We start from the raw sequence: 20,330 nt of genomic DNA, 5'->3' as shown, positions 1-20,330 counted from the left end.
CTTCTGAGGCAGAAGCACCACTGCCCCCATCGACCCCGTCGACCCCACCAACCCCACCGCCCCCGTCCTCACTGAGCCGCCGCAGCCGCGCACGGGCCCGCGAGAGCCGGGACCGCACCGTGCCGACCGGAATGCCGAGCGCCTCGGCGGCCTGCGCGTAGTCGAGCCCGGACCACACACACAGCACGAGCACCTCACGCTCCGGGCGGCGCAACTGCCGCAACGCACCGTGCACCGCGGCGAGCCGCCGCGCATCGTCCAGCCGCCCCGCGGACTCCTCCGAGAAGTCCGCCACGTCGGGCGGGGGCGGCTGCCGGTGCAGAAAGGCGAGCCGTCTGCGCAGGCCCCGGTTGGCGTTCTGCGCCTTGTGCGTGGCGATGCCCAGCAGCCACGGCTTGAGCGAACCGCCCTCCGGTTCGAGCCGCTCCCGGGTACGCCAGGCCGCGAGGAAGGTCTCGGACATGACCTCCTCGGCGGTCGACCAGTTGCCGGTCAGCCGCAGCGCATGGTTGTAGACCGTCCGCGCATACGCCTCGTACAACTCCCCGAACGCCTCGCGCTCACCTGCCCGGATACGTGCATGGATGCCATCTCCCAGTTCAGTAGGCCTCACACCACGTATCTCTCCGCACCCACCACCAAGTTCCTGTGCCCCCCGTCACACCCCTGGGCGCCTCGCTGAAAGCGCACCCGTACAGGAATACCTCACCCGTTCCGGAGGTTGGCTCCGTTACGACACAGGCGGACGAACCCCGGAAGGGCGACGAGTCATGAAGATCGGCATCATCGGCGCGGGCAACATCGGCGGCAACCTCACCCGGCGGCTGACGGCCCTCGGCCACGACGTATCCGTGGCGAACTCCCGGGGCCCGCACACGCTCACCGCCCTCGCCGAAGAGACCGGCGCGACGCCGGTCACGGTCGAGCAGGCCGCGCGGGGCGCGCAGGTCGTCGTCGTGACGATCCCCCTGAAGGCCGTACCGAACCTTCCGTCGGGCTTCCTCGACGGCGCGGCGGACGGCCTCGCCGTCATCGACACCGGCAACTACTACCCGCAGCAGCGCGACGGGAAGATCGCCGACATCGAGGAGGGCCTGACCGAGAGCCGCTGGACCGAGCAGCAGATCGGCCACCCGGTGATCAAGGCCTTCAACGGCACGTACTCCCAGGACATCCTCGACAAGCCCCAGCCCAAGGGCACACCCGGCCGCGTCGCGCTCCCGGTCTCCGGCGACGACGAGGCCGCCAAGAAGGTCGTACGCGACCTCATCGACGAAATCGGCTTCGACACCGTCGACAACGGCGGCCAGGACAACTCCTGGCGCCAACAGCCGGGCACCCCGGTCTACGGCCTGGCAAAGGACACCGAAGCAATCACCAAGGCCCTGTCCGAAGCCTCCCCGGAGCGCACGGCGGAGTGGCGCGCCTGATCGAACCCCTGTGCCACCACTGCGCTGCTCCAAAGCACCGAGGTGACCCACGCCCACTCGCTTCGTTGACCGATCCATGCGTATCTGTTCGGCCAATGGAAACGGGTGGGCGTGCGAGCGCACCTCCGACAGGCATCCCTTTACGAAAGGCATGTGCCGGACCCACTACACACAGCTCCATCAAGGCAGGGCGCTGTCCCGCATTTCATACGTGACTGCAACGAACCGCAGCTGCAGTTTCGACAATTGCCAACGGGCCGTGTCAGCCAAAGGCTTGTGCACCGGTCATTACCAGCAGCAGTCCGCTGGACGGCCGCTGACCCCGTTACGGAGGAAGAGAGACAGCGCGACCTACCAGGCGATGGTCAGGAACGGAATCATCGAGTGCCTCGGTTGCGGCGAGAGCAAGCCGACGTCGGAGTACTCGGCGGTCAACAGATCGGGCGCCCCTCGGCCCTACTGCAAGCCGTGCAACGCAGAGCGCGTCCGGCTCAGCAACTACAACGTGACCAAGGAATTCATCGAGCGGCTCTGGCGGTACCAGGGAGAACGTTGCGCGATATGCGAATCACCCGGAACGGGGTCACGCGCTCCGCATATCGACCACGACCACACCTGCTGCAACGGCGGCAGGAGTTGCGGCGCATGCGTCCGCGGGCTCGTCTGCTCGAACTGCAACGCCTACGCGCTCGCCTGGTATGAGGCTCTCCCCGCCCACCTTCGCACTTTCGACCTGCTCAACGACTACCTCGCCCGTCCCCCCGCGAAACGACTCCAAGAGAAACCACTCGCGGAGGGCGGGGCGTAGGCGGCGATCAGTCGACCTTGGCCCAGTCACGCAGCGCGTCCTCGCTCGCGAAGTCTGCGACGTTTTTGTCCAGCGGGGTCGACGTGTACTGGTGGAACCGCCACTTCGCCTGGATCCGCGGCTTGCCCGCCGTGACGTAATCGGCGATCCAGAGGGCGTCGCCCGCGTACGACGTGGTGTCGTAGGTGAGCCAAAAATCGCGGTTGCAGTAGAGGCTGACCCGGTGATTCGGGCGCAGGCGTTTTACCTCTTTGATGAAGCGGTCCTTTTCCGCGTTGCTCGCGCGGGTGTGTTCGCCCGTCCATTCCCAGTCCACCGCCAGCAAGTCCCCTGCCTTCTCGGGGGCCTTGCTGACGAAATACTCCGCCTGGGCCTTGATGTTGCCCGGCCACAGGAAGTGGTAGAAGCCGACCACGCAGCCGCCGTCCCGGGCCCGCTTCACCTGTGCGGTCAGTCTTGGGTTGACGTACGAACGGCCCTCTGTCGCCTTGATGATGACGAAGGATATGCCGTCCGTGTCGAAGGTGGACTGGTACGAGCTGACGTCGATGCCTTTGAGCACGGGCGGCCTCCTGGGCGGCAGGGCAGTGGGGGGGAAGGCGGGTCGATCTACCCCTTTGGTGCCCGGTGGCCGTGGTGGTCAACCGTTGTATTACTCAGCTGAGTGCTCAGCGGAAGATGCCGGTGTGTCCGAGCGAGTAGCGGCCCGGCTGCGGGTACACCGCGAGGCCGTGCGGGCCGCCGCCGACGGGGATGCGGGCGGTCTGGACTCCGGTGCGGGTGTCGATGGCGTACACCTCGGAGTCGTAACGGCCGGACAGCCAGAGGGTGTTGCCGTCCGCCGAGACTCCGCCCATGTCGGGGCTGCCGCCCTGGGGGAGCTTCCACTTCTTGGTGAGTTTGTTCTTGGGGAAGTCGAATACGGAGATGGTGCCCTCGCCCCGGTTGGACACGTACATCTCGCGTGAGTCGCGGCTGACGTACAGACCGTGGGTGCCCTTTCCGGTGTGCAGAAGCTTCGGCTTGTCGAACTTGTCGCCGCTCAGGACCCACATGCCGTCGGCCATCATGTCGGCGACGTAGAAGGTCTTGCCGTCGGGCGAGACTTTCACGTCCTGCGGCATGGCGCCCTTGAAGGGCAGTTTCTGCTGGCCGATGACCTTCATCTTCTCGGTGTCGACCTTGAGGAGTTCGCCGGAGAATTCGCAGGAGACGATGAAGTAGCGGCCGTCCGCCGAGAAGTCGGCGTGGTTGACGCCGTAGCAGCTGACCGGTTCGGTCTTGACCTCCTTCATGGTGTGCGGGTCGCGGAAGACGAGTTCGCGGTCCATCGAGGCCATCACGATCGCGTACTTGCCGTTGGGCGTGAAGTAGAGGTTGTACGGGTCGTGCACGGGGACCGGCTTGCCCGCCTTGCCGGTCTTGGGGTCGATGGGCGTGAGGGAGTGGCCGCGGTTGTTGTTGACCCAGAGGGTCTTCATGTCCCAGGAAGGGACGACGTGCTGGGGCTGGATCCCGACGTCGATCGTGTCGATCACTTCGTACGTCTTGGGGTCGATGACCGAGACGGTGTTGGTGTTGGTGTTGGGGACGTAGATACGGGAGGGGAAGTCCTTGACCACCGGGGAGAGCTTGCCCGGGCGGTCGGCGGCGTAGACGTCCTCGGGGTCCAGGAGGGGCGGCATGCCGGGGAGCCCTGGCGGCGCCTTGGGTTTGGCGGTCTTCTGGATGCCCTTGGTGCCGAGGGCTTCGTTCTCGCGGGTGTCGCTGCCGCTCCCGCAGCCGGCGAGCGCGGCGGCGACGACCGCGCCGACGGCGATGACCGCTCCGGTGCGCCGGGGGAGGTTCAGGTGCAGGGTCATCAGGTCAGCAGCTCCGTGGTCGTCACCGCGCGCAGGCCGCGGCGGTCGAGTTCTTCCAGGACGGCGGGGAGCGCGGCGACCGTGTCCGCGTACCCGAAGTGCAGGCTCACGACGGAGCCCGCGCGCACCTCTGAGGCGATCTTGCGGGTGACGGCCGGGGCGCCGGGCGAGGTGAAGTCGAGGGAGTCGACGTCGTACGAGAGGACGTGGGGGTAGCCCGCGCGGTGGGCGAGGCGGGCGACGAGGGGGGTCGCTCTCTCGGCGCGCGAGGGGCGGAACCAGGTGCCGATGGAGCCGGTGAGGCGGCGCAGTCGCTCGGCGCAGCCGGTGATCTCGGCGTAGGCCTCGGCCTCGGGCAGTTCGTTGATCGTGACGTGGTGGTGGGTGTGGTTGCCGAGGTCGTGGCCGCCGTCGAGGATGCGGCGGGCGAGTTCGGGGTGTGCGTCGAGCCAGCTGCCGACGGCGAGGACGGTGATCCTGGCGCCGGCGTTCTCGGCGGTGGAGAGCAGTGATCGCGCGGTGGCGGGGTCGCCCTGGCCGTGGAAGGTGAGGGCGACCCGGTCGCGGTCGCGGGGTCCGTGGGCGATCTGGTCGGGGAGGCCGGGGAAGCGGCCGGGTGCCGGGGCGGCGTGCGGCGCTTCGCGGGCCGGGGCGGTGCGGTCGCGTGCGGGGGCGGGGCCGGCGGCGCTGCCCCCGGCGCATCCGGCGAGCGCGCTCGCGACGGCCAGTCCGGCGCCCGCACGCAGGGCTCCGCGGCGGTCAGTCTCGATCACCCGACTATTTAATGGGAAAAGCGGCCAAAAGCCGCTGATTACCCGCGTCCGGCACCTGCGGGTCGGGGAGTGCGGGGGCGGACAACCCCTGCGCGCCGCCTTGCGGATCCCCTGTCACAGCCAGAACTTAACCAGCGTTTACCAGGCAGGTGTCCCAGCTCACCAAGGATTCATCTCTAAACTGTCACGATTTGCACCAGAAACACCACTTATGGGCTTTTGGATCGTCGTCGCCCGTCTGCCATAGTCGGACTCACGACCCCCATTGACCCGGGCCGAGTCGTCATCAGCGCCGCGGACCACACCCCTTCCGTCCACGGCGCTCCGCGTAAGCCCCCGCAGTGCCTCACTCGGCAACCGGGGGTTTTCGCGTATCGGCGACCGGCGCGTCAGCGGTCGGAGACGCGCATCTCGAACCAGGTCGTCTTGCCGCGCGGCAGCAGATCCACGCCCCACCGGTCGGAGAGCTTGTCGACGAGGAAGAGGCCGCGGCCGCTGAGGTCGAGTTCGTGCACGGGCATCAGGCAGGGCAGTCCGCGCGAGGGGTCGCGCACCTCGATCCTGATCCAGCCGCGCCGCCGCATCATCCGCAGCCCGAAGACGCGGGCACCGGTGTGCCGCACGGCGTTGCCGACGAGTTCGGAGGTGAGCAGAACCGCGTCCTCGGTCAGCTTCGGGGAGAGCCCCCAGTGCCGGAGCACCACGACCTGGGCGAGCCGGCGCGCGATGGCGGCGGACTCCGGACGCGACGGCAGCGGAACCTCCGCATCCGTCGGATTGCCGAACAACTCGAGCGCTTTCAGCGCGTGTTCGTCCTCGACCGCCGGCGACCAGCGGGCCGCGGTCGCACTCCCGTGTCGCCGCGGCTGTTCGATACCCTCCAGCCCCGCCATGCCCCCATCATGGCCGCACAGAGCGCTCCCCGGGGACGTTCCGTCGGAATAAGCCCCCCGGAACCATCCATTCCGGGGGGCCGTGTAGGCATATGCCAGTGGCAGTCAAGCCCCTCTCGCACCCCTGCTGACCTGCGATGACTACCCGCTTACGAGTGATCACTTACGGCCGCGAACGGGGCAGGCTTAAGGTTCTCTTAAGCCACGCATAATCCGCTCCTTCGGGGGACACTTTGGCTGACGCGCCCTCAACTGAACGCTTCGCAGCGCAATTTCAGAGGAACTTCGCCTTGCCGGGACCCTCCTCGACGAAGCTGCGCATGCCACGTTCCCGGTCCTCGGTGGCGAACAGACCGGCGAACCAGGTGCGCTCGATCGCGAGTCCGGTGTCGATGTCCGTCTCCAGGCCCGCGTCCACGGCCTCCTTGGCCGCGCGCAGCGCAAGGGCGGGCCCCTGCGCGAGCCGCGCGGCCCACTGCTGCGCCTGCTCGTACACCTCGGCGGCGGGCACCACGCGGTCCACGAGGCCGATGGTGAGCGCCTCGTCGGCCTTGACCATGCGGCCGGTGAAGATGAGGTCCTTGGCCTTGGAGGGGCCGACCAGACGCGACAGGCGCTGGGTGCCGCCCGCGCCGGGGATCAGGCCGAGCAGGATCTCGGGCTGGCCGAGCTTGGCGTTGTCGGCGGCGATACGGAAGTCGGCGCAGAGCGCGAGCTCGCAGCCGCCGCCGAGCGCATAGCCGGTGACGGCGGCGACGACGGGCTTGGGGATGCGGGCGACGGCGGTGAAGGAGTCCTGAAGGGCACGGGACCGTACGACCATCGCCGCGTGGTCCATCGCCTGCATTTCCTTGATGTCCGCGCCCGCCGCGAACACCTTCTCGCCGCCGTAGATGATCACGGCTCGGACGTCGTCGCGCCGGGTGGCCTCCTCGGCCAGCTCCTTGAGCCGGTCCTGGAGGGCGATGTCGAGCGCGTTCATCGGGGGGCGGTCGAGGCGGATCGTGCCGACGCCCTCGGCGACTTCGAGATGCACAGATGTCATGCGGGGCACGTTAGCCGTGCCCCGCATGACGGCGACATGAGGCCGGGGTGTGATCCCGGCCGGACTGTCGGCCTGTCTGTCTGTCAGCCAGGCCTTCCCGGTCTGTCAGGCCGTCCCGCCTGTCAGGCCTTCCACTTCTCCCAGGACATGTTCCAGCCGTTGTAGCCGTTCTCGGGCTGGATCGTCTTGTCCGCGGAGTTCTTCACGACCACGACGTCCCCGATGAGGGAGTTGCTGAAGAACCATCCGGCGGGCGTCTTCTTGCTGTAGCCGCCGCGCACGTCGCTCAGGCCTATGCAGCCGTGGCTGGCGTTCGTGTTGCCGAAGGCGCCGCCCGACCAGTAGTTGCCGTGGATGAACGTGCCGGACGTGGACAGTCGCATCGCGTGCGGGACGTCCTTGATGTCGTACTCGCCGCCGAAGCCGACGGTCTCGCCGTTCATGCGCGTGACCTGGAGCTTCTCGCTGATGACCATCTGGCCGTTGTACGTCGTCGTGCCGGGTGCGCCCGCGGTGATCGGGATCTTCTTGATCTGCTTGCCGTCCCGGACGACCTTCATCTGGTGCGACTTGGCGTCGACGGTGGAGACCTGGCTGCGGCCGATCTCGAACTTCAGGGTCTTGGCCTGCTTGCCGTAGACCCCGGGCCGGCCCTCGACGCCGTCGAGGTTGAGCTTGACGGTGACCTTCGTGCCCGCCTTCCAGTACTTCTCGGGGCGGAAGTCGATGCGGTCGTTGCCGAACCAGTGCGGCTCGACGTCGACGGCGGGCTCGGTCTTGACCTCGATGGCCTTCTCGACGGCCTCCGGGTCGGTGATGCCGCGCGTGAAGTGGACCGAGAACGGCATTCCGACGCCGACCTTCGAGCCGTCCTCCGGCGTGAACTGGCCGATGAAGGTGTTCTTCGGCGTCAGCGTCGTGAACGTCGTGTCCTTGGCGGACTCACGTCCCTCGGAGTCCTTCGCTATCGCGTGGACCTTGTACTTCGTGGAGGCCGCGAGGTGGTGCGCCGGAGTCCAGGCTGCGCCACCCGAGGTGATCTTGCCGGGCACCGCGTTGCCCTTGCTGTCCTCGACCTCGACCTTGGACAGCTTGCCCTTGTCGGCGGCTATCTTCAGTGCGCCGCTGGTGGCGACCGAGTCGGCGCCGTCCTTCGGCGCTATGGTCACCACCGCGGCCGACGGCGCGTTCTTGTCGGCCTTCTCCTTGCCGTCGCCGCCCGAATCCGAGCCGCCTCCCCCGCCGCATGCCGTGACCAACAGCAGCGTCACACCCGATGCCACCGCAAAGAGGCCCTTGGCCCCCCGTCGCCGCGCGCGCCCCCGCGCACCAACCGACGTCCCCGATATCGGTCGCCCGTTCAAGATGTGTCTCCCCTCGCACGGCCTGGTCAGGCCCGCACCCCAGTGCATCGGCGCGCACAGAAACGCGCCGCCGCTAGATAACCACACGCCATTGACCGATGACTCCTCGCCAATGTCACTGTTCAGTCCCAACTGCGCATGGGGGGCGGGCGCTGCCTCAGCGCGGGTCCTTGGGCCCCGCTTCCGGCTTGCTGCCGGGCGGTGCCGTCCACTCCTTCCACCCCATGTTCCAGCCGCCGAGCCCGTTGTCAGGAGCGACTTTCTTGTCATCGCTGTTGACGACTTCCACCACATCGCCGATCAGAGTGCGGTCGAAGAACCACCCCGCCGGGGTCTGTGAGCTGCCGCCCTTCACGTCGCGCAGGCCCACGCAGCCGTGGCTGACATTGGTGTTGCCGGGGGCGTCCGGCGCCCAGTAGTTGCCGTGCAGGAAGGTGCCGGACGTCGTCAGGCGCATGGCGTGCGGGACGTCGGGGATGTTGTACTCCCCGCCGAAGCCGACGGTCCGGCTGTTCATCCGGGTCACCTCCAGCATCTCCGTGACCACCATTTTCCCGTTGTACGTGGTGGTTCGCGGGGCGCCCGCGGTGATCGGGACCGTGGAAATGAGCTCGCCGTCGCGGCGTACCTCCATGGTCTTCGCGTCGGCGTCTACCAGGGAGGTCTGGCTGCGGCCGACCGTGAACGAGAAGCTCTTGTCCTGGAGGCCGTAGACGCCGGGGGCGGCCTCGACGTCGCGCAGGCGCAGGCCGACGGTGACCTTGGTGCCGGGCTTCCAGTACTTCTCGGGGCGGAAGTCCAGGCGGGTGTCGCCGAACCAGTGGGGTCGTACGTCCACTTCGGGGTTCGCGGTGACGGTGATGGCCCGCTGGACGGCCTCGCGGTTCTCGACCTCCCGGTTGAACTCCAGGGAGACGATCATGCCGGTGCCGACCGTGGAGCGGTTCTCCGGTCCCACGTAGGCGGTGAACCGCTCGTCGGGGACGTACGTCGTGAACGTCGTGTGCCGGGCCGAGCGGCGGCCGTGGCCGTCCAGGGCGACGGCGTCCACCGAGTACTTCGCGCCGAGCGCGAGCGGTCCCTCGTCCAGCGGCTTCCAGGTCATGCCGTCCTCGTCGATGCGGCCCGGCACCGGCGCCTCCTGTGCGTCCTGCACCCGGACGGCCTTCACCGATTCGAGGCGTCCGTCGGGCACCTCGACCCGGAGCCGTGCGTCGCCCTTGACCGCCTTGCTGCCGTCGTCGGGCGTCACCCGGATAGCGTCATCGGGCGAGCGCGGCTTGCCCATGATCCGGTCGATGCCGTCGCCGTCGGCGGTGCATCCGGTGGCTCCGGCGAGCAGTCCTGCCCATGTCATTACTGCGGCCAGCGCGGCCCCTGCGCGCCGAGCGCGCCTCGCTACCTGTCTCACGCCCGTCCCAACGACCGTCCCCCTCCTGGGGAAACGTGAGTGCGACGCACCCGCTGGGCAGAACAGTGAGGAGGACGGCCCGGGCTCTTGGGTCCACGCGCGTCGTCCGGACTGGTACGCCCCTGCCGCCGGGACGCGGCAGGGGTCGAGCCGCAGGAGGCGGATGGGTGTCCAGCGCAGCCGAACAGGAAGCACCGCGGGACGTGCGGCGCGGGGCGGGCGCGACCGCCGTGAACGGCCGGTCGGCCGCCGTGAACGGGACGGCGGCGCCGTCGCGCGCCGCGTCGGGCGTACGCGCCCTGCCCGTGTGGCCGGGGGCGCCGACACCGCTCGGCGCCCGGTTCAGAGTGGGGCCCGACGGCGTCGCGGGCACCAACTTCGCGTTGTGGGCGGGAGGTGCTGAGGCCGTCGAGCTCTGCCTGTTCGACGCCGACGACGTCGAGACGCGCGCGCCCCTGACCGAGCTGACGCACGAGATCTGGCACGGCTTCGTGCCGGGCGTGCGCCCCGGCCAGCGCTACGGCTACCGCGTGCACGGCCGCTGGGACCCGTGGACGGGGGCCCGCTGGAACCCGGCGAAGCTGCTCCTGGATCCGTACGCCCGTGCGGTGGACGGGGACTTCGCCACGTACGGGCTGCCGCCCGAGGTGTACGGGCACGTGCGGGACTGGCCGCAGCAGCAGGTGGCCGACACGGTGCGGGACGACCGGGACTCGGCCTCGTACGTCCCCAAGGGTGTGGTCGTGCACGACGACGCGCCGGACGACGAGTGGGCGGACGACCGGCGCCCGAAGACGCCGTGGGCGGACTCGGTCATCTACGAGGTCCACGTGCGCGGCTTCACGAAGCTGCATCAGGGGATTCCGCAGGAGCTGCGCGGTACGTACGCGGGGCTCGCGCATCCCGCGGCGATCGACCATCTCGTACGGCTCGGTGTGACGGCGGTGGAGCTGCTGCCCGTGCACCAGTTCGCCCATGAGGACCATCTCCTCCAGAGGGGGCTGCGCAACTACTGGGGTTACAACTCGATCGGCTACTTCGCGCCGCACGCGGCGTACGCGGCGTCCGGGACGCGGGGCGAGCAGGTCGGCGAGTTCAAGCGGATGGTGCGGGCGCTGCACGAGGCCGGGATCGAGGTGATCCTGGACGTGGTCTACAACCACACCGCGGAGGCGGGCGAGCTGGGCCCGATGTTCTCGCTCAAGGGCATAGACAACCGCGGCTACTACCGCCTCCAGCCCTCCGACGCGCGGCGGTACGCGGACTACACGGGCTGCGGGAACACGCTCCAGGTGGTGCAGCCGCACGTGCTGCGCCTGATAACGGACTCCCTTCGCTACTGGGTGACCGAGATGGGCGTGGACGGCTTCCGCTTCGATCTGGCGGCGGCGCTCGCGCGTTCGTTCCACGACGTCGACATGCTCTCCCCCTTCCTCGCGGTGATCGCGCAGGACCCGGTCCTCCGTCGCGTGAAGCTGATCGCCGAGCCGTGGGACGTGGGGTCCGGCGGCTATCAGGTGGGGGCCTTCCCGCCGCTGTGGACGGAGTGGAACGACCACTACCGCGACGCGGTACGGGACTTCTGGCGGGGCGCGCTGCCCGACGTGCGGGATCTGGGGTACCGGCTCTCCGGGTCGAGCGACCTGTACGCGTGGGGCGGGCGGCGGCCGTACGCGTCGGTGAACTTCGTGACGGCGCACGACGGGTTCACGCTGCGGGACCTGGTGAGTTACGAGCGCAAGCACAACGAGGCCAACGGCGAGGGGAACAGGGACGGCACCAACGACAACCGCTCCTGGAACTGCGGCGCGGAGGGCGAGAGCGCCGACGAGCGGGTGACGGAGCTGCGGCGGCGGCAGCTGCGCAACCTCCTGACGACGCTGCTGCTCTCGACGGGGGTGCCGATGCTCGTCGCGGGGGACGAGATGGGCCGTACGCAGAGGGGCAGCAACAACGCGTACTGCCAGGACAACGAGGTCAGCTGGGTGGACTGGAGGCTGCTCGAAGAGCCGGGGTGGCGGGCCCTGTGTGATCTGACGTCGCGGCTCATCGCGCTGCGGCACCGGCATCCGGTGCTTCGCAGGCGGGCGTTCTTCTCCGGGCGTGCGCATTCGACGAACGGCGACGGGCTGCGGGATCTGGCGTGGTTCACGGCGCGGGGGACGGAGATGACGGAGGGCGACTGGTACGCGCCGGCCGCGACGCTCGGCATGTATCTGTCGGGGCGCGACATCCCCGGCCGTGACGCGCGGGGCGCGCCGGTGGTCGACGACAGTTTCCTGGCGGTGCTGCACGCGGCGGACCGCGCGGGGAGTTTCGTGCTGCCGGGGGCGCCGTGGGCCAGGGCGTACGAGGTGGTGGTGGACACCTCCCTGGAGGAGCAGGGGGCGGCTCCGGGGACCGTGCTGCGGGCCGACTCGGCGGTCACGATGGCCGCGCGCTCGGTGCTGTTGCTGCGAGTGCGGGAGGAGGAGGCGGGCGGGGGCGGCTGATACCGGCGAACAGCGGCCCGCATTGGTCCGTACCTGCCCATTGCCGCGCTCCGGGCCACGAGTCAAGCTCGGCCCATGGACCTGGAGTTGCGGCACCTCAAGACGATCAGGGCGATCGCCGACGCGGGCAGCCTGACCAAGGCCGCCACCGCGCTGGGGCTCGCGCAGCCCGCCCTGAGCGCACAGTTGAAGCGGATCGAGCGCATCCTGGGCGGCGAGCTCTTCGAGCGGGGACAGCACGGGGTGCGGGCCACCGCGCTCGGGGAGTTCGTCCTTGCCCGCGCCCGTGTGGTGCTGCCCGCGGTGAGCGGGCTGCGGGAGGAGGCGCTGCGGTTCGGCCGGGAGTGGGCGGACGGCGCGGGGTTCCGGCTCGGCGCGACGCACGGGCCGCTGCTGGGGGCCCTGGTGGACCGGTTGGCCGCCGCGCATCCGGGGGCCAGGGTCACTACTCACACCTCCTGGTCGGAGCGGGAGATCGCGTCCCGCACGGCAGACGGGCGGCTCGACTTCGCGCTCGTGGGGACGTGCGGGGCGAGTGCGCCGCCGGAGAGCGAGCTCCTCGTGTGGCGGGAGGTGGCCCGTGACCCGGTCTTCGTCATGCTGCCCACCGGGCACCCGCTGGCCGCCCGCCAGGAGATCGACCTGGCCGGCCTCGCGGACGAGGCATGGACCGACGTGCCGGGCGACGGCTGCTTCGCGGACTGTTTCACCGCGGCATGCGCCCGCGCGGGGTTCACGCCTTCCTCCGTGTACGAGACGGACGTGGCGTCCTGCGTGCATCTGGTCCAGGTGGGACGGGCGGTGGGGCTGTGCCGGGCGACGTTCCCGCCGACACCGGGTCTGGTCACGAGGCCGCTCTCCGGGTCTCCGCTGTACTGGCGCCATCTGCTCGGCTGGCACCCGGAGTCCCCGGCCCACGACACGGCCCCCGCGGTCTTCGCACAGGCCCGCGCGGCCCACGCGGAGGCGGCGTCCCGCAGCGAGAGCTACACGGCGTGGCTGGCCGGACCGTCCCGGGCCATAACGCCGGGGGCGGGGGTCGGCTGACAGCTGTCGGGGAGCAGTTGAGGCTTCTACGTTGTGGGCGATCCGCTCGCCCTCGCAACCGAGGAGATGCCCCATGCCCCCCATCCATCACAGACGCGCCGCGGCCGCGTGTGCCGCGTTCGCTGCGGCGGGCGCTCTGGTGCTCGCGGGACTGCCCGGCACCGCGAACGCCCGGGCCACTCCCGCCCCCTTGCCCTCCCCCGCCGGGACCGCCGCCGTCGACAGGACTTCGCCCGAGGTCCTGAAGGCCATGCAGCGGGACCTCGGCCTCACGCCGGCGCAGGCCGAGGCCCGTCTGGTCAACGAGGCCGACGCCGGCGCCGTTGCGGGAGCCCTGCAGATCGCCGTCGGCCGTGACTTCGCGGGCGCCTGGGTGCAGGGCCGTACGTCGGCGCGGCTCACCGTGGCCACCACCGACGCCTCCGACGTGCCCGCGATCGAGGCGCGGGGCGCCCGGGCCGAGGTCGTGCGGCACTCCGTCGGGCAACTGGACGCCGCCAAGGCCCGGTTGGACCGCGCCGCGCGGAAGGCGGCCACCCGCGACGCTCCCGTCTGGTACGTCGACGTACGGTCCAACGCCGTCGTCGTACGGGCCGTGCACGCCCCGGCGGCGAAGGCCCTGGTGTCCGCCGCGGGGGTCGCGTCCTCCCTCGTACGGATCGAGCGGACCACTCAGCGGCCGCGTCCGCTGTACGACCTCGTGGGCGGCGAGGCGTACTACATGGGCGGCCGTTGCTCCATCGGCTTCCCCGTCACCAAGGGCACCCAGCAGGGCTTCGCCACGGCGGGCCACTGCGGGCGCGCGGGCACCGCGACCAGCGGCTACAACCAGGTGGCGCAGGGCACGTTCCAGGCGTCCATATTCCCCGGCCGGGACATGGCCTGGGTCGCCACCAACTCCCAGTGGACCGCCACCCCGTACGTGAAGGGCCAGGGCGGGCAGAAGGTCGGCGTCGGGGGCTCCACGCAGTCCCCGGTGGGTGCGTCGATCTGCCGTTCCGGCTCCACTACGGGGTGGCACTGCGGCACGATCCAGCAGCACAACACCAGTGTCACCTACCCCGAGGGCACCATCAGCGGCGTGACGCGCACGACGGTCTGCGCGGAACCCGGCGACTCGGGCGGCTCCTTCATCTCCGGGAGCCAGGCACAGGGCGTCACTTCGGGCGGGTCCGGCAACTGCTCCAGCGGCGGTACGACCTTCCACCAGCCGATCAATCCGCTGCTCCAGCAGTATGGCTTGACGCTTCGGACCACGGGCGGGGGTGACCCGGGGCCCGGTCCGGGTGAGCCTGAGCCGGGTGGCACCTGGGCTGCGGGCAAGGTGTACGCCCCTGGTGACTCCGTCACCTACGGCGGGGCGACGTATCGCTGCCTGCAGGGGCATCAGGCGCAGGTCGGCTGGGAGCCGCCCAATACGCCCGCCTTGTGGCAGGCCGCCTAGCCGCTCGTATGTTGGCTGCGGGTTGTCCATGGCTGGTCGCGCAGTTCCCCGCGCCCCTTACGGGGCACTGCCGACCGGCGGTGGCTGGGCGCGCCCACGCGGCGGAGCCGCACATGTGACAGCCCCGCGCCCCTTACGGGGCACTGCCGGCCGGCGGTGGCTGGGCGCGCCCACGCGGCGGAGCCGCACATGTCACAGCCCCGCGCCCCTTACGGGGCGCTTCGCCCTCAGCTCAGGATTCCCCTGCTGTACGCCGTGGCCACCGCAGCCGCCCGGTCCTTGACGCCCAGCTTGCCGTAGATATGGGTGAGGTGCGTCTTGACCGTGGCCTCGCTGATGAAGAGTTCCGCGGCGATCGCACGGTTCGACGTGCCCCTGGCGACGAGCGCGAGCACCTCCCGTTCCCGGGTGCTCAGCGGTTCGTTGCCGGGGGCACGCACGCGTGAGACGAGCCGCGATGCGACGGCGGGCGAGAGGACCGTGCGGCCCTGCGCCGCCGCGCGGACCGCGGTGAACAGCTCGTCGCGCGGCGCGTCCTTGAGGAGGTAGCCCGTCGCGCCCGCCTCGATCGCGGGCAGCGTGTCGGAGTCCGTGTCGTACGTGGTGAGGACGAGGACCCTGGCGCGGGCGCCGCGCCGTCCCAGCTCCGCGATCGCGTCGACGCCGCCCCCGCCCGGCATGCGCAGGTCCATCAGGACGACGTCCGGGTCGAGGCGCTCCACCAGGGCGACGGCCTCGACGCCGTCGGCCGCCTCGCCGAGCACCTCGAAGCAGGGGTCGGAGAGGAACATGCCGCGCAGGCCGTCCCGTACGACGGGGTGGTCGTCGACGATGAGCAGAGTGATCAGGTCAGCCATGGCGGACCAACGGTACGCGAGCCGAGAGCGCGGTGCCGTGACCCGGTTCCGATTCGACGGTGAGGGAGCCCGCGATGCGTTCGGCGCGGGCCCGCATGCCGTCGAGTCCGAAGCCTCCGGAGCCGGTGCGCTCCACCGTGGCGAGCGGATCGAAGCCGCGGCCGTCGTCGCGTACGTCCAGGGTCACCTCGTCGCCCATGAAGGACAGGGTGACGCCGAGGCGGGTCGCCCGGGCGTGCCGGGCCGCGTTGGACAGGGCTTCCTGGACGATGCGCAGGAGGGTCGCCTCGATCTCTTCGTGCAGTGGCTCGGCGGGTCCGGTGACGGTGAAGTCGGCGCGGACGCCGCTGCGTTCGGCCCACTCCGTGACCGTGTTCTTCAGGGCTTCGGGCAGCGCGTCGTGCTCCAGGGCCGCCGGGGAGAGGTTGTGCACGGAGCGGCGGGCCTCGCCCAGGCTGTGCCGGGCCAGGGCGGCGGCGCGGTCCAGGTGCTCGCGGGCCAGTTTCTCGTCGCGGGCGTTCGTGACGACCTGGAGCTGGGCGATGATGCCGGTCAGGCCCTGCGCGATGGTGTCGTGGATCTCGGCCGCGAGCCGCCGCCGCTCGTCGGCGACGCCCGCTTCCCGCGCCTGGACGAGGAGTTGGGCGTGCAGGGCGGCGTTTTCGTCCATGGCCTGCTGGAGTGCGGTGTTGGTGCGTTCCAGTTCGACGATGGTGGTCGCCGCGTCGCGGGCGCGCTGGTCCTCCTGCGTCGCCAGGTGGGCGAAGACGGCGAGCAGTGCGACGTTCACCGCGAGCAGCCCGCCGAAGACGGCCCAGCCCAGGTTGTCGTGCGGCGGGAGTCCGCCCGACTGGGAGCCCGCCATGATGACGGCGGTGGCGAAGAGGCCGGGCTTGACCAGGCGCGGTGGCAGCAGCCGCTCGGCTCCGAAGTACCCGGCGACGGCGTAGAACGCGAAGAACGGGTTGATCCAGGTGAGGACGAAGGCGATGGCCCAGCGCAGGGCGTAGTAGCAGGTGCCGGCGGGCGAGGGCCCCGGCCGGGACCCGGCGAGGACGCCCCACCACGCCTGGAGGGCGAGTGCCGCACCGACCAGGGTCCCCGCCACGTACCACTCGCCGGGTCCCATGCCGACGACGCCGCTCGTGGCGACCGACATGAGGACGCCGAACCCGAGCAGGGTGTAGGGCCCCCAGCGGTAGAAGGTGCCCCAGCGCTGTTCGATCATCTGCGTGGCGTCGGCCGTGCTCATGCTCACGTTTCCAGTGTCGGTCACCTGCCGGGCCGCCTGCGTGTCATTCCCACCGGAACCAGCGCGCGGCCCCCGCCGAGAGGGCCACCGCCCACAGGACGAGCACGCCGAGGTGGGAGAAGGCGGGCCAGTCGCCGCCCGCGGCATCCCCCAGTGCCTGCGCTGCGGCGCCGAGCGGGGTGAGCTCCACGATGCGGGCGAGCGCGTCCGGCATCGCCTGCACCGGCAGCCAGACGCCCGCGCTGAACATCATCGGGAAGAACACGGCGGAGCCGATCGCGGTCGCGGCCTTGGTGGTGCGCGCCAGCGCCGAGACGAGGGCGCCGAGGGCGAGCCCGCAGGCGATCGCGAGGAGCAGCGCGAGGGCGTAGCCGAAACCCTGGCGCGGCAGGGCCACGTCGAAGACGAGGCGGCCCACGGTCAGGGAGAGCAGCGACGAGAAGAGCGCGGCGGCTCCGTGGATGCCCATCTGCGCGCCGAGCACGGCGGAGGGGCGGACCGGCGTGGCCGACATACGGCGCAGGATGCCGCGTTCGCGGTAGCCGGTGATCAGCGGCGGCATGGCCTGGAGGCCCGCCATGATCAGCGAGAGCAGGACCGTCACGGGGACGTAGGCGTCGACGAGGCGCATGCCGCCGAGCGAGGCGTCGGTCTCCCGGAAGGAGGGGATGGAGCCGAGGATCATCAGGAGGACCGTGGGAAACGCCATGATCCAGAAGAGGGCGCCGGGCTCACGGCGGAAGATCCGCAGCTCGGCCTTGAACACGGCGGCCGAGGCCTTGCTCTTCGCGGTGTTCTTCGCGGGGGCGTGGGGTGCGGTGACGGCGGAGGTCATGCCGTGGCTCCCGTGAGGTCGAGGAAGGCGTCGTCCAGCGTGGCGTCGGAGACCCGGAGTTGGTGTGCGGTGATGTGATGCCGGGCGAGCAGCGTGATGGCGGCGTCGACGGTCTCGTCGGTGCCGCTCAGGGTGTAGCGGCCGTCGCGGTGGTCGACGGAGGTGACCGCGGGCAGGGCCGCCAGGGCATGCTCGTCCAGCGGCGCGGACGGCGTGAAGGACATGACGGTGGAGCTCGCGGCCCGGCTGATCAGGCCCGCCGGGGTGTCGAGGGCGGCGATGCGGCCCTTGTCGATGACCGCGATGCGGTCGCAGAGGCGCTGGGCCTCCTCCATGAAGTGGGTGACGAGCAGGACGGTGACACCGCTCTCGCGTACGTCCTCGATGAGCTGCCAGGTGTCGCGGCGGGCGCGCGGGTCGAGCCCGGTGGTCAGCTCGTCGAGCACCACGACCCTCGGATTGCCGATCAGGGCGAGCGCGATGAACAGGCGCTGCTTCTGGCCTCCGGAGAGCTTGCCGAAGCGGCTGTCCAGCTTTTCGGTCAGGCGCAGGCGTTCGGCGAGGGGGTGCCAGTCTGCGGGGTTCGGGTAGAACGCGGCGTACAGCTCGAGGGCCTCGCGCACGGTGAGCTTCGCCTGGAGCTCGCTCTCCTGGAGCTGGGCCCCGAGGATGCGGGTGACCTCGTCGTGGTCGGCGACGGGGTCGAGGCCGGCGACGCGGACGGTTCCGGTGTCGGGGACGCGCAGGCCCTCGACGCATTCCACGGTGGTGGTCTTGCCGGCGCCGTTGGGGCCGAGGACGCCGAAGATCTCGCCCTCTTCGACGGCGAAGGAGACGCCGTCGACGACGGTCCGTCCGCCGTAGGCCTTGCGCAGGTCGTGCACTTCGATGATGGGCATGGTCCGAGCATCGCCGGTGGGCGGGAGGCCGGGCATCGGCCGTCGCGCTCGAAGCGGCATCAGCCGATCGGATGATGGCGGGGTACGACTTCGCGGATGCGGGCCGGTGCGGGAGCGGGTGCGGGCCGGTGCGGGAGCGGGCGCGGGAGCGAGTGCGGGCCGGTCCCGGCGCCGCCGGTCGGCCTGGTCGTAGGACCAGCGGACGAGCGGGGACGGGTCAAAACTCGGTGGGCTGTGTCAGTGGTCGTCCGTAGGCTCGCTCCTGATGCCGAAACCAGATGCACCGACCAAGGAACCTGCCGAAGGGCCCGCCGGGGGGCCTGCCCGGGGAGGGTCCGCGGCGCGGACGCTGCTCCGGCTGTGGCCGTACGTCCGTCCCGTGCGAACCCGCCTGTTCAGCGCGGCATTTGTCGCCATCCTCGCTTCCTGTACGGGGCTCGTCTTTCCCCTCGTGCTGAAGTGGCTGGTGGACGGGCCGGTGGCGGACCGGGATCTCGCGGGGGTGTGGCTCGGGGCGCTGCTCCTGCTGCTGCTCGGTGTCGCGGAGGCGCTGCTCTTCGGTCTCCGGCGGTGGCTCGTGGCACGGCCGCTGGCCTCGGTCGAGGCGGCGATGCGGGCGGACCTCTACCGCCATCTCCAGCGCCTTCCGGTGGCCTTCCACGACCGCTGGGCCTCGGGGCAGTTGCTGTCGCGCGGCACGACGGATCTGATGCTGCTGCGGATGTTCCTCGCCTTCCCGCTGACGTTCCTGATCGTGAACGGCACGACGATCGTGGTCGGCATGGTGATCCTGGTGGCGCAGGACTGGGCCCTCGGGCTCGTGCTCCTGACGCCGTTGGTTCCGCTGGTGATCGTCTGCGCGTACTACGAGGGCCGGTACATGGCCGTGGCGCGGCGGGCGCAGGACCAGGTCGGCGATCTGACGACGGTCGTCGAGGAGAGCGTGCTCGGCATCCGGATCATCAAGGGCTTCGGCCGCCACCGCAGCCAGGCGCGCGCGTTCCGCGAGCTGTCTCACGAGCTGCGGGGCACGGAACTGGCCAAGGCCCGGCTGCTCGCGGCGATCTACGCGGTGATCATGTCGCTGCCGGAGATCGCGATCGGTGCGGCGCTCGTCCTGGGGACGGTGCAGGTGGCGGACGGCGATCTGTCCACGGGCACACTGGTCGCGTTCCTCTCGACGGCGCTCGCGCTGCGCTGGCCGGTGGAGTCGATCGGGTTCCTGCTCGCGATGAGCCAGGAGTCGGCGACGGCCACGGAACGGTACTTCGAGGTGATGGACGCGGAGCCGGAGTCCTCGACGGTGGCCGCCCCGGCGGCCGGGGAGAAGTCCTCAGACACCTCAGGCACCTCGGATATCTCAGGCACCTCAGGCACCTCCGGTGCCTCCGGTGCCTCCGGTGCCTCCGGTGCCTCCGGGGAGGAGCCTTCCGGTACTTCCGGGCTCCGCTTCCACGGGGTGGAGTTCCGCTACCCGGACGCGCCCGCCGATGCCCCGCCCGCGCTCGACCGGATCGACCTGCACGTCCGGCACGGCGAGACGCTCGCCCTGGTCGGCGCGACGGGCAGCGGCAAGACGACGCTGACGGCGCTCGTGCCCCGGCTGCACGAGGTGAGCGGGGGCCGCATCACGCTGGACGGCGAGGACATCGCCCGGATGGACCGCGAGCGGCTGCGCACGCTGGTGGCCGTCGCCTTCGAGGAGCCGACACTGTTCTCCGCGTCGGTGGGCGAGAACGTCCTGATGGGGGCCGGAGAGGACGCGGGCGAAGCCGAGTTGGGGCGCGCCCTCGACGTCGCGCAGGCCGACTTCGCGCACGCGCTGCCGCAGGGCACGGCCACCCAGGTCGGCGAGCAGGGCCTGAGCCTCTCCGGCGGCCAGCGCCAGCGCCTGGCCCTGGCCCGCGCGGTGGTGGGC

Annotated in this window: 18 protein-coding genes; 6 read left to right on the top strand and 12 right to left on the bottom strand. The window is 70.6% G+C overall.

The genetic code is table 11. From position 1 onward, the window contains the following. The coding region (locus ACQKIP_RS16950) for an RNA polymerase sigma factor (protein ID WP_427743317.1) at positions 1 to 613 on the bottom strand (613 nt) is incomplete at its 3' end. Between ACQKIP_RS16950 and ACQKIP_RS16945 the strand changes: the two genes are divergently transcribed. Both ACQKIP_RS16945 and ACQKIP_RS16940 read left to right on the top strand, forming a co-directional pair. Next, entirely contained in the window at positions 585 to 1,430 is an 846-nt protein-coding gene (locus ACQKIP_RS16945; RefSeq protein ID WP_365867040.1) for an NADPH-dependent F420 reductase, read from the top strand. The genes ACQKIP_RS16950 and ACQKIP_RS16945 overlap by 29 nt on opposite strands. A 76-nt stretch (positions 1,431 to 1,506) precedes the next feature. Continuing rightward, the gene (locus tag ACQKIP_RS16940) at positions 1,507 to 2,238 is read left to right on the top strand and encodes an endonuclease domain-containing protein (protein WP_365867039.1); all 732 of its coding nucleotides are present in this window, start codon (positions 1,507 to 1,509) and stop codon (positions 2,236 to 2,238) included. Between the two features lie 7 nt (positions 2,239 to 2,245). Here the strand turns inward: ACQKIP_RS16940 and ACQKIP_RS16935 are convergent, their stop codons facing one another. From ACQKIP_RS16935 to ACQKIP_RS16905, 7 genes are all read right to left on the bottom strand, one after another. After that, positions 2,246 to 2,800 carry a glycoside hydrolase family 25 protein gene (locus ACQKIP_RS16935; protein ID WP_365867037.1) on the bottom strand — a complete coding sequence of 185 codons (555 nt, stop codon included), beginning with the start codon at positions 2,798 to 2,800 and terminating at the stop codon, positions 2,246 to 2,248. A gap of 106 nt (positions 2,801 to 2,906) precedes the next feature. After that, positions 2,907 to 4,100 (bottom strand): YncE family protein, encoded by a 1,194-nt coding sequence (locus tag ACQKIP_RS16930; protein WP_365867035.1) that lies wholly within the window; start codon positions 4,098 to 4,100, stop codon positions 2,907 to 2,909. Beyond that, the gene (locus ACQKIP_RS16925; protein WP_365867034.1) at positions 4,100 to 4,873 is read right to left on the bottom strand and encodes a polysaccharide deacetylase family protein; all 774 of its coding nucleotides are present in this window, start codon (positions 4,871 to 4,873) and stop codon (positions 4,100 to 4,102) included. The genes ACQKIP_RS16930 and ACQKIP_RS16925 overlap by 1 nt, the downstream gene beginning before the upstream one ends. Before the next feature lie 389 nt (positions 4,874 to 5,262). Next, positions 5,263 to 5,871 (bottom strand): ATP-binding protein, encoded by a 609-nt coding sequence (locus ACQKIP_RS16920; RefSeq protein WP_365867049.1) that lies wholly within the window; start codon positions 5,869 to 5,871, stop codon positions 5,263 to 5,265. Between the two features lie 169 nt (positions 5,872 to 6,040). Next, complete coding sequence (locus ACQKIP_RS16915) at positions 6,041 to 6,811, bottom strand: enoyl-CoA hydratase/isomerase family protein (protein ID WP_365867033.1); 771 nt, start codon at positions 6,809 to 6,811, stop codon at positions 6,041 to 6,043. A gap of 122 nt (positions 6,812 to 6,933) precedes the next feature. Continuing rightward, on the bottom strand, positions 6,934 to 8,175 hold the full coding sequence (locus ACQKIP_RS16910; protein ID WP_365867031.1) for a L,D-transpeptidase: 1,242 nt from the start codon (positions 8,173 to 8,175) through the stop codon (positions 6,934 to 6,936). 157 nt (positions 8,176 to 8,332) lie between these two features. Further along, positions 8,333 to 9,532 carry a L,D-transpeptidase gene (locus ACQKIP_RS16905; RefSeq protein WP_365867029.1) on the bottom strand — a complete coding sequence of 400 codons (1,200 nt, stop codon included), beginning with the start codon at positions 9,530 to 9,532 and terminating at the stop codon, positions 8,333 to 8,335. 221 nt (positions 9,533 to 9,753) lie between these two features. Here ACQKIP_RS16905 and glgX point away from each other — a divergent pair, with 221 nt between their 5' ends. From glgX to ACQKIP_RS16890, 3 genes are all read left to right on the top strand, one after another. Then, the gene (gene glgX / locus ACQKIP_RS16900) at positions 9,754 to 12,078 is read left to right on the top strand and encodes a glycogen debranching protein GlgX (protein ID WP_365867027.1); all 2,325 of its coding nucleotides are present in this window, start codon (positions 9,754 to 9,756) and stop codon (positions 12,076 to 12,078) included. Between the two features lie 75 nt (positions 12,079 to 12,153). Continuing rightward, entirely contained in the window at positions 12,154 to 13,125 is a 972-nt protein-coding gene (locus ACQKIP_RS16895) for a LysR family transcriptional regulator (protein ID WP_365867025.1), read from the top strand. Positions 13,126 to 13,198: 73 nt separating this feature from the next. Then, positions 13,199 to 14,569, top strand: coding sequence for a carbohydrate-binding protein (locus ACQKIP_RS16890; RefSeq protein WP_365867023.1), 1,371 nt, complete (start codon positions 13,199 to 13,201; stop codon positions 14,567 to 14,569). A gap of 227 nt (positions 14,570 to 14,796) precedes the next feature. On the opposite strand, the gene ACQKIP_RS16885 is transcribed toward ACQKIP_RS16890, so the two are convergent. Genes ACQKIP_RS16885 through ACQKIP_RS16870 form a run of 4 tightly spaced genes read right to left on the bottom strand, consistent with a single transcriptional unit; the run spans position 14,797 to position 18,412 of the window. Further along, the gene (locus ACQKIP_RS16885) at positions 14,797 to 15,426 is read right to left on the bottom strand and encodes a response regulator transcription factor (RefSeq protein ID WP_365867021.1); all 630 of its coding nucleotides are present in this window, start codon (positions 15,424 to 15,426) and stop codon (positions 14,797 to 14,799) included. Next, complete coding sequence (locus ACQKIP_RS16880) at positions 15,419 to 16,678, bottom strand: sensor histidine kinase (protein ID WP_365867048.1); 1,260 nt, start codon at positions 16,676 to 16,678, stop codon at positions 15,419 to 15,421. Before ACQKIP_RS16880 ends, ACQKIP_RS16885 begins: the two co-directional genes overlap by 8 nt. A gap of 43 nt (positions 16,679 to 16,721) precedes the next feature. Next, positions 16,722 to 17,513, bottom strand: coding sequence for an ABC transporter permease (locus tag ACQKIP_RS16875; RefSeq protein ID WP_365867019.1), 792 nt, complete (start codon positions 17,511 to 17,513; stop codon positions 16,722 to 16,724). Further along, the gene (locus tag ACQKIP_RS16870; protein WP_365867017.1) at positions 17,510 to 18,412 is read right to left on the bottom strand and encodes an ABC transporter ATP-binding protein; all 903 of its coding nucleotides are present in this window, start codon (positions 18,410 to 18,412) and stop codon (positions 17,510 to 17,512) included. Before ACQKIP_RS16870 ends, ACQKIP_RS16875 begins: the two co-directional genes overlap by 4 nt. Before the next feature lie 265 nt (positions 18,413 to 18,677). On the opposite strand from ACQKIP_RS16870, the gene ACQKIP_RS16865 reads away from it, so the two are divergent. Beyond that, positions 18,678 to 20,330: ABC transporter ATP-binding protein (locus ACQKIP_RS16865; RefSeq protein WP_427743310.1), on the top strand; the 1,653-nt coding region annotated here is incomplete at its 3' end.

Origin of the sequence: Streptomyces sp. NPDC059900 (genome assembly GCF_050270335.1) — a bacterium.
Classification (GTDB): domain Bacteria; phylum Actinomycetota; class Actinomycetes; order Streptomycetales; family Streptomycetaceae; genus Streptomyces.
Note: the sequence above shows the minus strand (reverse complement) of the source record. Positions and strands in the feature narration are given on the sequence as shown.